The organism is Oceanicola sp. S124, assembly GCF_000220565.1.
Classification (GTDB): domain Bacteria; phylum Pseudomonadota; class Alphaproteobacteria; order Rhodobacterales; family Rhodobacteraceae; genus Pseudooceanicola.
In genome coordinates, this window is sequence record NZ_AFPM01000039.1 from 17,438 (window position 1) to 29,082 (window position 11,645).

12 protein-coding genes are annotated in these 11,645 nt (G+C 67.5%); 1 reads left to right on the forward strand and 11 read right to left on the reverse strand.

The features are described 5' to 3' along the window. Positions 1 to 30: 30 nt before the first annotated feature. The 11 genes from OS124_RS0103775 to fabD form a co-directional block, all read right to left on the reverse strand. Positions 31 to 594 (reverse strand): HK97 family phage prohead protease, encoded by a 564-nt coding sequence (locus OS124_RS0103775; RefSeq protein ID WP_010138005.1) that lies wholly within the window; start codon positions 592 to 594, stop codon positions 31 to 33. 12 nt (positions 595 to 606) lie between these two features. After that, a complete protein-coding gene (locus tag OS124_RS0103780) occupies positions 607 to 849 on the reverse strand; it encodes a GTA head formation protein, RCAP_rcc01685 family (RefSeq protein WP_010138006.1) in 243 nt (80 codons plus the stop codon). Continuing rightward, positions 846 to 2,054, reverse strand: a complete 1,209-nt coding sequence (locus tag OS124_RS0103785; protein WP_010138007.1) for a phage portal protein — start codon at positions 2,052 to 2,054, stop codon at positions 846 to 848. The genes OS124_RS0103780 and OS124_RS0103785 overlap by 4 nt, the downstream gene beginning before the upstream one ends. Before the next feature lie 677 nt (positions 2,055 to 2,731). Further along, the gene (locus OS124_RS0103790) at positions 2,732 to 4,084 is read right to left on the reverse strand and encodes a DNA-packaging protein (RefSeq protein ID WP_050900793.1); all 1,353 of its coding nucleotides are present in this window, start codon (positions 4,082 to 4,084) and stop codon (positions 2,732 to 2,734) included. After that, on the reverse strand, positions 4,008 to 4,340 hold the full coding sequence (locus OS124_RS27265) for a hypothetical protein (protein WP_010138009.1): 333 nt from the start codon (positions 4,338 to 4,340) through the stop codon (positions 4,008 to 4,010). Before OS124_RS27265 ends, OS124_RS0103790 begins: the two co-directional genes overlap by 77 nt. A gap of 244 nt (positions 4,341 to 4,584) precedes the next feature. Then, positions 4,585 to 5,742, reverse strand: coding sequence for an endolytic transglycosylase MltG (gene mltG, locus OS124_RS0103800; protein ID WP_010138010.1), 1,158 nt, complete (start codon positions 5,740 to 5,742; stop codon positions 4,585 to 4,587). A gap of 1 nt (position 5,743) precedes the next feature. Beyond that, positions 5,744 to 7,003, reverse strand: a complete 1,260-nt coding sequence (gene fabF, locus OS124_RS0103805; RefSeq protein ID WP_010138011.1) for a beta-ketoacyl-ACP synthase II — start codon at positions 7,001 to 7,003, stop codon at positions 5,744 to 5,746. A gap of 157 nt (positions 7,004 to 7,160) precedes the next feature. After that, a complete protein-coding gene (locus tag OS124_RS25915; RefSeq protein ID WP_010138013.1) occupies positions 7,161 to 7,832 on the reverse strand; it encodes a hypothetical protein in 672 nt (223 codons plus the stop codon). Positions 7,833 to 7,972: 140 nt separating this feature from the next. Further along, positions 7,973 to 8,206: an acyl carrier protein gene (locus OS124_RS0103815; protein WP_010138014.1), complete on the reverse strand. Its 234-nt coding sequence runs from the start codon at positions 8,204 to 8,206 to the stop codon at positions 7,973 to 7,975. A 330-nt stretch (positions 8,207 to 8,536) separates the two neighbouring features. Continuing rightward, positions 8,537 to 9,274: a 3-oxoacyl-ACP reductase FabG gene (fabG, locus tag OS124_RS0103820; RefSeq protein ID WP_010138015.1), complete on the reverse strand. Its 738-nt coding sequence runs from the start codon at positions 9,272 to 9,274 to the stop codon at positions 8,537 to 8,539. Between the two features lie 94 nt (positions 9,275 to 9,368). Next, positions 9,369 to 10,307, reverse strand: a complete 939-nt coding sequence (gene fabD / locus OS124_RS0103825) for an ACP S-malonyltransferase (protein WP_010138016.1) — start codon at positions 10,305 to 10,307, stop codon at positions 9,369 to 9,371. Between the two features lie 272 nt (positions 10,308 to 10,579). Here fabD and OS124_RS0103830 point away from each other — a divergent pair. Further along, on the forward strand, positions 10,580 to 11,645 hold a 1,066-nt coding region (locus OS124_RS0103830; RefSeq protein WP_010138017.1), incomplete at its 3' end, for a cytochrome b/b6 domain-containing protein.

The following is an 11,645-nucleotide window of genomic DNA, read 5'->3' on the forward strand; positions in this document are numbered from 1 at the left end:
AACTCCTTGGATGGAAGGTGAGAGAGCGCCCTAGAGGTCGCCCAATTCGGCCCGCGCGGCCCGGAAGGCCGCCGCCATTTCACGCAGGGCGTCCTCGGCGGGGCTGTCGCCCTTGGCCGCGACCCGCGCACTGGGCAGCATCGGGAAGGTCACCAGAGACACCTCCCAGAGCTCCAGTTCGGTCAGGAGCCTGCGGCCCCCGTCATCCTTGGTGGCCCGCCTGGTGCGGTAGCCGATGGAGAGCCCGTCGATGGCCCCCGCCCGGATAAGCGCGGCCGCCTCGCGGCCCTTCTCGACCGCCTCCAGCAACTGCCCCTTGACCCAGAGCCCCGTGGCATCCTCGCGGATCTCCTCCCAGACCCCGATGGGCTGGGCCGGGTCATGCTGCCACAGCATCTTCACGCGCCGTCCCTCGGCGGCGATCCGGGTCAGGCAGGCGCCATAGGCCCCCTGCTGCACCACGTCGCCGCCCTGATCGCAGGCCCCGAACCGCGAGGCATAGCCCTCGATCACCAGGCCGTCCTGCTGGACGACAAGCTCTGCGTCGAAGCGGTGGAACTTGCGCTCCAACCCGCCAAGGTTCTGAAAATCCATCTCTCTCTCCACTCAGGGCAGTTTGTCGATGACCGACTGGAAGGCCTGGGCAAGGATCACCCCGACGACGCCGAAGACGATCAGCCACAGGCGCTTCTCCAGCCGTTCCAGCACCAGTTCGATGCGGTCCATGCGGTCATGCAGCGCCTCGATCTGCATCTTCGAGAGCCGCTCATGCGCCTCCAGCCGCACCGAGGGTCCGCACTGGAACTCCTCGTAGCCGGTGCTGCGCCTGATCTCGCGAAGCTCATTCATTCCCCCGGGCTCCGTCCGGTCGCGTCGACCTCCTGGGGAGGCAGCCCCAGCAGGACCCGCTTCTCCGCCGGGCTGAGGAAGTCGGCCCCCGCCACGCGCTGCCACTGGGCATCCCGTTCGGCAGCCAGTGCGGGCACATTGTCCAGATCCGGGCTCAGCCGCAGATCCTCGCCGGTAAAACGCTCCAGCCATTCGCCAAGCGCGGCGGTGACGCGGGTCGCCAGGGGCAGCACCGTCAGGCGGAAGAAAGCCCGATGTGCTTCCTGGTAGTTGGCATAGGTCGCGTCGCCAGGGATCCCCATCAGCATCGGGGGCACCCCGAAGGCCAGGGCGATTTCGCGCGCCGCCGCCTCCTTGGTCTTCTGGAATTCCATGTCCGAGGGGCTGAAGCCCATGGGTTTCCAGTCCAGCCCGCCCTCCAGCAGCATCGGCCGCCCGGCATTGGCCGCGCCCTGATGGTACATCTCCATCTCCGCCACGAGGCGGTCGTACTGTTCCGAGGTCATCACCCCTTCGCCATCAAGGCCGCTGTAGACGATCGCCCCCGAAGGCCGGGCCGCATTGTCCAACAACGCCTTGGACCAGCGGGACGCCGAGTTGTGCACGTCCAGCGCCTGAGCGGCAGCCTGCATGGGCGAGAGGCCGTAGTGGTCGTCCTGGGGGTGGAAGCTCTTGAAATGACAGACCGCGGGGCGTTCTCCGGTAACATCGAAGCGGTGCTTCTGACCGCCGACGACATATTCGAAAGCCACCGGCCACCCATTGGTGCCGGGCAGCAGGCTCATGCGGTCAGACCGCAGGACATGCAGCTCCACCGGGGCGCCTGCGTCGGCCGCAACGGCCTCAAGGTAGCCATTGCCGGTCAACAGAAGCTGACCGTAGAGGCTCTCGAGCAGCTCGGCACGCCCCTGCGCGGGGTTGGGGCTGCGCAGCAAACTGATGACAGGGTGTTCGCTGTAGCGACGTTCTGCATCCTGCAGCACCAGCGGCAGGGCAGCGGCGGCCTCGGCGATCATCTTCACCGCACGGAAGCCAACCGGATTGCCGGCAAAGCCGGTGCGGGTCAGCGAGGCCGTGTCCCGCGGGCTCCAGGCAACGCGGCCAGCCGAGTGATAGGCGACCACACGACCCGTGGCAGAGGCCTTCCGCTCCGGCACCTTCGCGGCCTGGGCCGTGTCGCGGCGGAAATAGTCGATGACCCCCATGCGTCTCTCCTTCGCTCGGTTCCGGTCGCGGGTTGGCGACCTGTTGCGAAGGAATGTCTGTTGATTTTCTTAAGAAGCGCCGAGAGCACCGCGCGGGCCACGAGACGTCATGAAAAATCATTTTATATCAGATCCCTACGAAGACATCAGCGACAAATCCCGATTGCGACCAGAACAGGTTTTCCGCTCGTCCCCCTGGCCCAAGACGAAACGATCGCCCCCTGAACGACCTCGCATTGCCGAAACCTGTGCCCGCATGCGCCTCTGGGCCTCCCTCTCCGACCGCGCCTAGCGAGAGGTCGTCGCTCTGGTCAGCTGAAACCAATGCCAGAATACCCCCTGGCACGACCGCTGCGACCCGGCCCGACAAGATGCCATCGCTCTGGCCAATCGAGAACTTTGCGCTCCCCCGCTTCGAGGACAGGCACTGCGATCGGGTCACGGCCAAGGCAACCACTTGGCCACGGCAGGGTAACGACAGGGCCACCACCCGACGCATACCCCGAAATTATCCCGGGCGACCGTGTCCAAGCCCATTCAAACGCAAGAAGGCGCCGGCCCTCCCGGACCGGCGCCTGCCACACTTTCTCGACTTTGCAATTTGCACTTTTCGATTTGCGCTTCGCAAATGCACTTCGCAGTTTGCATTTCCAAAACGCAAATCTTGCAAACCAGCTTTACAGCCGCCGCATCTGCGGCCGCTTCTGCGGCTGGGCGCTCAGCATGAGGTCGTGCAGGGCCCAGACCAGAGCATCCAGACGATCAGGACTTCCGGTCCCTTCCCAGCCCTGCTGGGTCATCTGCGCCAACTGGTCCTCAAGATCGCCCAGCCCCTTCACATGCCGCACCCGCCCCTGTTCGTACGGCGCGGCGACGGGCTCGGCACGGGCGGCTTTGCCGCGCGACGCGCGGACCTTCTTCAGGGGGATCATCGGATCGACCTGGCGCAGCACCGCCTCGACCAGGTCCCCCCCTTGGTTGACCTCCGCGACGATGCGATCCGCCCCGTGGCGCTCCAGTGCCGCCACAGCCGCCTCGGCCCATTGCTGTGGCCGTGCCGCCGAGACCGAGGCATCCTCAAGCACATAGGCCCGCCAATGCTGCGGCGGCCCCTTGGCCACCACCCCTGCGACCACGATGCCGCAGTCGTCCGACCCTTCGTGCCCGGTGACCGGCGGATCCACCGCGACCACGATCCGGCTCAATTCGGGGATCTCCTCGACCTGGGCGGCATGCAGCATCTCCGACGTCCAGAGCGCGCCCTCAGTCTCGCCCATCAGGATGCCATCCAGTTCCTGCCGGCCAAGGCGTGTGCCCGCGTAGCGCGCCCGCACCTCCTCCAGGAAGCTCTCGGACAGGTTGGCGCGGTTGGCTTCGGTCGGCGCGTGGGTGGTCACCGTCGACGGCGCCTCCAGCAGCCGCTTCAGCACACCGACATTGCGCGGCGTCGTCGTCACACAGACCCGCGGATCCTCCCCCAGGCGCAGCGCGAACTGCAGCATGTCCCAGGTGGCTTCCGCCTTCTTCCACTTCGCCATCTCGTCCAGCCAGGCGCCGTCGAACTGCGGTCCCCGCAGCGCCTCGGGCTCGCTGGCGGAAAACGCCTGCGCCTCGGCCCCGTTGGGCCAGACGAGACGTCTGCGGCTGGCCTGCCACTCGGGTCGCCGGTCAGGCGGAGAGCAGGCCATGATCCCGCTCTCGCCGAAAATCATCACGTCACGGACCTGGTCGAAGGTTTCTCCGATCAGCGCCAGGCGCCGGCAGCGCCCCGGCGCCAGCGCCCGCGGTCCCTCGACCTGGCTGCGCACCCACTCGGACCCCGCGCGCGACTTGCCCGCACCCCGGCCCCCCAGGATCACCCAGGTCTTCCAGGCGCCCACCGGGGGCAACTGGTGATCCATGGCCCAGAACTCGAACAAAAAAGGGAGAGCGCGAAGCTCTCCCTCATTCAGTTCATCCAGAAACCGCTTCTGCACATCCGCAGCGGCGGAGGCGATCCAGGCGGCACCCGATCGAAGCCCGCGCGTCATCGAGGTCGATGTCCCCGACCCGTCCTGTTGCATTCCGCTCCCGTCCTTCATCAAGCTTGGCCTCCATCTCCAGGGCGAAGCGGATCCAGTACCGGATCTCTCCGCTCAGTTTGACGGCATCCTTCGCCGCCGTGAGCTCTCCGGCGCGCACCCTGTCCTGCACGCTTTCGAGGTCTTCCGCGATATCGCGGACCTGCCGTTCGACACGCTCGACTGCCTTGCGGAGCCGGGCTTCTTCTTCTGCGATATTGTCCATCGTCTGATATTTGCCTCGCGCATTGTCGTTGTCCCCCCGACACGAACCGCGACACGAGCCGCACGAAAAAACGGCCTCGGGGTTGCCCCCGGGCCGTTTGCCCATTTGTTCCAGCGTGTCACAACCTATACGGGAGACCGCGCGCCCTGTCAACGGATGGCAGCGTTCGGGCGAGGTAACACTCTGTTAACCCTCGCCCGAAAGCCCATCTCAACTCATCGAAATCAAACAGATTTCCGGAACGCTACTGGTTCGCACGTCCTGCTTCGATCTCGCGCCAGCGGGCAACGTTGCGGTTGTGCTCGTCCAGCGTGGTCGCGAAGGCATGGCCCCCGGTCCCGTCGGCAACGAAGTAGACATAGTCCGTCGGTTCGGGGTTGACCGCCGCCTCGATCGAAGCGCGGCCGGGATTGGCGATTGGGGTCGGTGGCAGACCGTCGATCAGGTAGGTGTTGTAGGGGGTCTCGCCGCGCAGCTCGCTCTGACGAATGCCCCGGTCAAGCACGCCCTGCCCCTTGGTGATGCCATAGATCACCGTCGGGTCGGTCTGCAGCCGCATGCCACGCTTCAGCCGGTTCTCGAAGACAGAGGCCACGGTGCGGCGCTCTTCCGGCACGGCGGTCTCCTTCTCGATGATCGAGGCCATGATCAGCACCTCTTCGGGGCTGAGCAGCGGCAGGTCGTCGACCCGGTTCGACCAGGCCTCGGCCAGGATCGCACTCTGACGGCTCTGCATCTCGGCCACCAGGTCGGCCCGGCTCTCACCCTTCGAGAACTCGTAGCTGTCGGGCGACAGCGTGCCCTCGGCGGGCAGGTCGGTGACCTCGCCGGTCAGCTCGTCGATCTGGTTGAGCAGCTGCACGACCTGCCACGAGGTCACACCCTCGGCCATCTGCAACCGGAAGCGGGTGTCATCCTGGGCGCGGATCTCTTCGTAGGCTTCCGGCACCTCGGCCCCTTCGCCGGGCACGAACCGGGCCCGTTCGACGAAGCGCGTGGTGGCCGGGTCCAGTTCCCGCACCAATACGTCCGACTGGCGCACGCCGACCCGGTAGACCACCTCGGTGCCGCAGGTCGAGGCGCCACCACGGGTGACGATATCCACGATCTCTTCCATCGAGGCCGAGGCCGGCACCAGGAAGGCGCCTGCCTTCAGGTCATCGGACTTCTCGCTGTACTCCGCACCGACCCGGAAGATCGAGCCGTTGGTCACCGCGCCGCGCTCTTCCAGGTCGCTGCTGAGACGGCGCATGTTGGAACCGGGCGCGACCCGCAGGCAAATCGCCTCGGCCAGCGGCCCCGGCTCGGCATACTGCCGCTTGCCCCAGATCACCGCGCCCGCCGCCAGGAAGGCGATGACGATCAGCAGCGTGAGGGCGTTCGAGGCCACCGACCGCCACATCTCAGCGCACCTTGCCGAAGATCAGCGAGGCATTTGTGCCGCCGAAGCCGAAGGAGTTCGACAGGGCCACGTCGATCTTGCGCTCGCGCTTGGCATTGGGCGCCAGGTCGATCCTGGTTTCCACCGCCGGGGTGTCCAGGTTGATGGTCGGCGGGGCGACCTGGTCGCGGATGGCGAGGATCGAGAAGATTGCCTCGATCGCGCCGGCCGCGCCCAGCAGGTGCCCGGTGGCGGACTTGGTCGAAGACATGGTGACATGCGGGGCATGGTCCCCCATCAGCCGCTCGACCGCGCCCAGCTCGATGGTGTCGGCCATGGTCGAGGTGCCATGGGCGTTGACATAGTCGATGTCCGCCGGGGTCAGCCCGGCCCGCTTCAGCGCCATCTCCATGCAGCGACGCGCGCCGTCGCCGTCCTCGGAGGGGGCGGTGATGTGATAGGCGTCGCCCGACAGGCCATAGCCCAGGTACTCGCCGTAGATCTTGGCGCCACGCGCCACGGCGTGTTCGTATTCTTCCAGCACCACGATGCCAGCGCCCTCGCCCATGACGAAACCGTCACGGTCGGCGTCATAGGGGCGCGAGGCCTTCTGGGGATCCTCGGCGCCCTTTGTGGACAGCGCCTTGCAGGCGTTGAAGCCCGCGATGCCGATCTTGCAGATCGCCGCCTCGGCGCCGCCTGCGACCATGACATCGGCGTCGCCCCACTGGATCATCCGCGCCGCATCGCCGATGGCATGGGCGCCGGTGGAACAGGCGGTGACGACCGAATGGTTCGGCCCCTTGAAACCGTACTTGATGCTGACCTGACCCGAGATCAGGTTGATCAGCGCGCCGGGAACGAAGAAGGGAGACACGCGGCGCGGGCCCTTCTCTTCCATCATCACGGCGGTATTGGCGATCGAGTTAAGGCCCCCGATGCCGGAACCGATCAGCACGCCGGTGCGGCAGCGCGCCTCTTCGTCCTCGGGCATCCAGCCCGCGTCCTCGACGGCCTGCTGGGCCGCGGCGACACCGAAGAGGATGAAGGTATCGACCTTGCGCTGCTCCTTCGGCTCCATCCACTGGTCCGCGTTGAAGGTGCCATCCGTGCCATCGCCACGCGGAACTTCGCAGGCATATGTGGTGGCCAGCCCCTCGGGATCGAATTGCGTGATGGGGCCTGCGCCCGACTTCCCTTCAAGGATCCGGGACCAGCTTTCCTCGACCCCGCAGGCCAGCGGGGTCACAAGGCCCAGACCAGTGACAACGACACGACGCATATGCTTCCGCCCCTCAAGTTTTCTCTTTGCCCGCTCTTACCCGAGGCTGAGGCCCGGGGGCAAGGCTTCCGCGTTTACCCATGGCTCCTCGGGCAGGGCCGCGGCAGGCAAAGCCCGCGTCCCGACCCTCCCGCGGGCCGCGCCCCTCGGGACCGGCTCAGCAGGTCGCGTAAGTGCGCAGAAAGTCAGATAGGCCCGGCGCGCGCGTCTGCAAGGCTTCGGCCAGCACCCGGGCCTGTGCCAGATCGGCGGATCTCGGCGCGCCCTCGGCACGGATCCGCGTCAGGTCCTCGCCATCGGCCCACATCCGCATGGCGATCGGAAGGTCGCGGGCGCCATGCCAGCCGGCATGGCCCCCGGCCAGATGGGCGGCCAGCTCCGGCTGTCCGGCAGGCACCGCCGCAAGGCAGAGCGCGGCCAGTCCGTCGCCCTCGGCCTGCAACCAGTCGGCCAGCCCGCTCAGTACCGCCATGTCGGCCTCTATCAGGCGTTGCTCGGGTGCCAGCCAGGGGTGGGCATGGTCCCGCACCCGCAGCGAGAGGCCGAAGAACGGCGCCGCCGCATCGCCCTGACGGCGGGCGCTGAACAGGACCTGGGCGAGGAACTCGGCCACCGGTTCGGTCTCGGGGGCGATCTCGCGCAGCCAGGGCAGCGCGGCATAGGTCACCGGATAGAGATCTTCCTGGTGGTGCAGCTCTTCCCAGAACAGGTGCTGCGCGGCCTCCGCATCCCAGCGGGCGGCCAGGCGCCTCAGCCTGTCCGGCACGCCGCGCACCCCGTAGGGGCCATAGAGCCGGTTCCAGATCGGATCGGAGAGATCCAGCCGCATCTTCGCCTCCAGCGGTTCGGGGCTCCGGCACGGGCCGGCCCCTTCGCGACATTCTGCCACGAAAAAGGGCTTCCGTCCTTGGACGAAAGCCCCGGTCTCTTCAGCGCGACCCCGGATACCCCGGAGATCGGCCGGCCTTGTCAGGCAGCGTCCGAGATGAACTTGACCGCGTCGCCGAAGGTCTGGATGTTCTCGGCGGCGTCATCGGGGATCTCGATGCCGAATTCTTCTTCGAAGGCCATGACCAGCTCGACGGTGTCGAGGCTGTCCGCGCCCAGGTCGTCGATGAACGAAGCGTTCTCGGTCACCTTGTCTTCTTCCACGCCGAGATGCTCGACAACGATTTTCTTCACGCGCTCTGCGACATCGCTCATAGGTATTCCCCTCACGTCACATGGGCCTCTGGCCCGTTTCTTGCCTCGCCCCTAACGGGCAGCTTCCAGTGCCCCTAGGGGCTCTTTCGCCCCGCAATGCGAGGCGCGGGACCCTGCAATTCCTGCAAAGGTCCCGCAAAATCTGCGCCGCCTATAGCACATGCCTCCGGCAACGCAAACGCTTTCGGGCCGCTTTCCACAGGTGGTTTCCCGGGGTCGCGGGCACAAGGCCGCAGGCGCCCGGAAATTCCACTCCGCCCGGCTTGGCCTGCCGCGCGAGTCGCGTCAAGCCCCTCTCCGGTCCGGTGCCGGACATTGGCCCGCAGGGCCTTACAGCATGGCCATGCCGCCGTTCACATGCAGCGTGGCGCCGGTGACGTACCCAGCCTCGGGGCTGGCGAGGTAAAGAACTGCCGCAGCGATCTCTTCCGGCGAGCCCATGCGGGCTGCGGGGATCTTGGCGTCGATGGCGGCCTTCTGCTCGTCGTTCAGCTTGTCGGTCATCGCGGTGGCGATGAAACCGGGCGCGACGCAGTTGGCGGTGATGCCTCGGCTGGCCACTTCATAGGCGATCGACTTGGTCATGCCGACCATGCCCGCCTTCGAAGCCGCGTAATTCACCTGCCCGGGGTTGCCGGTGGCGCCGACGATGGACGAGATGTTGACGATCCGCCCCCAGCGGGCCTTCATCATCGGCCGCATCACGCCCCGGCAGAGCCGCATGGTGGCCGTCAGGTTGACGTCGATCACCGACTGCCAGTCCTCGTCGCTCATCCGCATGAACAGCTGGTCACGGGTGATGCCCGCATTGTTCACCAGGATATCGAGAGAGCCCATGGCCGCGATGGCCGCCTTGGGCAGGGCCTCGACGGCCTCGGGGTCGGAAAGGTTGCAGGGCAGAACGTGGGCGCGTTCGCCCAGTTCCGCGGCCAGTTCCTGCAGCGGCGCCTCGCGCGTGCCGCTCAGGCCGACCGTCGCGCCCGCATCATGCAGCGCCTTGGCGATCGCGCCGCCGATGCCACCGCTGGCGCCGGTCACCAGCGCCGCCTTGCCCGTCAGATCAAACATGTCTTTCTCCCAAATCGCGGCCGTGGCCCGATCATCTTGGTTCAAATCTCCCACGGGGCCCGCAGAGGCCCCGCGGATACTCTACCCCGAATTCTTATTCCGCAGCCGCGGTGACCTTGGCGACCTCTTCCGGCGTGCCCACCTGGCTGCAGGCCACTTCGCGCGCGATGCGCCGGATCATGCCGGACAGCGCCTTGCCGGCACCGATTTCCCAGATCTCGGTCACACCCTGTTCAGCCATGTAGCCGACACTCTCGCGCCAACGCACCGAGCCGGTGACCTGCTCGACCAGCAGCGCCTTGATCGCTTCGGCGTCGGTGACGGCCTCGGCGCGGACGTTGGCGACCAGCGGCACGGCGGGCGCGGCAAACGAGACCTCGGCCAGCGCGGCCTGCATCGCCTCGGCAGCGGGCTGCATCAGCGCGCAATGGAAGGGTGCCGAGACCGGCAGCAGCATGGCCCGCTTGGCACCGGCGGCCTTGGCGATCTCGACCGCGCGTTCCACGGCGGCCTTGTGGCCCGAGATCACGACCTGGCTGGGATCGTTGTCATTGGCGGCCTGGCAGACATCGCCCTGGGCGGCTTCTTCGGCCACGGCAGAGGCGGCGGCGAAATCGAGCCCGAGCAGGGCGGCCATGGCACCCTCGCCCACGGGCACGGCCTGCTGCATGGCACGGCCCCGGATGCGCAGCAGACGCGCCGCATCGGCGACACTGACGGTGCTGGCGGCGGCCAGCGCCGAGTACTCACCCAGCGAGTGACCGGCCACGAAGGCCGCATCCGTGATCGCCACGCCCTCGGCCTCTAGCGCCCGGAAAGCGGCCAAGGAGGTCGCCATCAGCGCCGGCTGGGCGTTTTCGGTCAGGGTCAGCTCTTCGGCAGTGCCTTCCCAGATCAGCGCGCTCAGGTCCTGGCCCAGGGCCTCGTTGACCTCGTCGAAGACGGCCCTGGCCGCCGGATAGGCCTCTGCGAGGGCGCGGCCCATCCCGATGGTCTGTGCCCCCTGCCCGGGGAAGACGAATGCACGGCTCATGGACCACTCCTTCTTTCTGTCGTTCGACCTGTCGGTGTCGGCACGCGCAACCGCATGCGAATTGGGCGCGGGGATACAACCTGCCGCCCTGCAAGGCAACGCCAAGCTTTCCCGCCCCGCCCGCCTCACCCTGCCGTCATCGCCCGTTACCTCGCGCGCATCCGCGCACATCCCCTGCGCTTGTCGCGGGCTATGAGGAATGCCGCAGCGCAGCTAGATTGGATCCAACCCGGCAGCTGCCGCCACCCCATTCATCAGATCCGGAACCGCCCATGTCCCTTTCAGACACCCATGACCGCTACGGCCGCGTCACCCGCGTGATCCACTGGCTGACCGCCCTGCTGATCCTTGCCGCCTTCCCGCTGGGCTATGTCGCCCATCAGATGTCGCTCTCCATCGACGACCTCACCGGCCAGGCCCAGGCAAGCCTGATCGCCCGCACTGCCACGCTGTTCTCGGTCCACAAGACCCTCGGCGTGGCGGTGGTCTTCGTCTCGCTCTTCCGTATCGCCTGGGGCATCGCGCAGCGCCGCCCCGGCCTGATCCGCGGCGAACACCGCGCCGAGGCGCTGGCCGCGGAAACCGTGCACTACCTTCTCTATACCCTGCTGATCCTGGTCCCGGTCTCGGGATGGATCCACCATGCCGCCAGCGCCGGCTTCGCGCCGATCCTCTGGCCGCTCGGTCAGGGCCTGCCCCTCGTGCCGCAGAGCGAGTCGCTCTCGGCCCTTGCCTCGGGGCTGCACTGGATCTTCGCCTGGTCGCTGGCCGGCGTGCTGGCGCTGCACATCGGCGGAGCCCTCAAGCACCATGTCATCGACCGTGACGCCACCCTGCGCCGGATGTGGCGCGGAGAGGCCGCCGCCGCCTCGCCCCGCCAGCCCGGCCACGCCGCCCCGGTCGCCACCGCCACCCTGCTCCTTGCGCTGATCGCTGCCCTCGGCGTCTCGCTGACCCCGGCCCGGCCCGGTGTCGAGGCAGGTCAGTCGCCCGCCCCCGCGCTCGCCGAAAGTCCCTCCGGCGACTGGCAGGTGACCGAAGGCAGCCTCGGGATCACCGTCACCCAGTTCGGCAATACCGTGGAAGGCAGCTTCGCCGACTGGACCGCCGCGATCACCTTCGACCCCGAGGCCCCCGCAGGCCCGGCAGGCCATGTGACCGTGCAGGTCTCGGTGCCGTCCCTCACCCTCGGCTCGGTCACCAGCCAGGCGCTCGGCACGGACTTCCTCTCGGCCGAGGATCACCCCACGGCCACCTTCGACGCCGAGATCCTGCGCCAGGAAGACGGCAGCCACCTTGCAAGCGGCACCCTCTCGCTGCGGGGCCAGCAGATGCCGC

Excerpts from the sequence above, each read along its gene's own strand:
- OS124_RS0103775 (WP_010138005.1), bottom strand. The coding sequence starts at position 594 with ATGGATTTTCAGAACCTTGGCGGGTTGGAGCGCAAGTTCCACCGCTTC.
- OS124_RS0103780 (WP_010138006.1), bottom strand. The coding sequence starts at position 849 with ATGAATGAGCTTCGCGAGATCAGGCGCAGCACCGGCTACGAGGAGTTC.
- OS124_RS0103785 (WP_010138007.1), bottom strand. The coding sequence starts at position 2,054 with ATGGGGGTCATCGACTATTTCCGCCGCGACACGGCCCAGGCCGCGAAG.
- OS124_RS0103815 (WP_010138014.1), bottom strand. The coding sequence starts at position 8,206 with ATGAGCGATGTCGCAGAGCGCGTGAAGAAAATCGTTGTCGAGCATCTC.
- OS124_RS25915 (WP_010138013.1), bottom strand. The coding sequence starts at position 7,832 with ATGCGGCTGGATCTCTCCGATCCGATCTGGAACCGGCTCTATGGCCCC.
- fabF (WP_010138011.1), bottom strand. The coding sequence starts at position 7,003 with ATGCGTCGTGTCGTTGTCACTGGTCTGGGCCTTGTGACCCCGCTGGCC.
- fabD (WP_010138016.1), bottom strand. The coding sequence starts at position 10,307 with ATGAGCCGTGCATTCGTCTTCCCCGGGCAGGGGGCACAGACCATCGGG.
- OS124_RS27265 (WP_010138009.1), bottom strand. The coding sequence starts at position 4,340 with ATGGACAATATCGCAGAAGAAGAAGCCCGGCTCCGCAAGGCAGTCGAG.
- fabG (WP_010138015.1), bottom strand. The coding sequence starts at position 9,274 with ATGTTTGATCTGACGGGCAAGGCGGCGCTGGTGACCGGCGCCAGCGGT.
- mltG (WP_010138010.1), bottom strand. The coding sequence starts at position 5,742 with ATGTGGCGGTCGGTGGCCTCGAACGCCCTCACGCTGCTGATCGTCATC.
- OS124_RS0103790 (WP_050900793.1), bottom strand. The coding sequence starts at position 4,084 with ATGACGCGCGGGCTTCGATCGGGTGCCGCCTGGATCGCCTCCGCCGCT.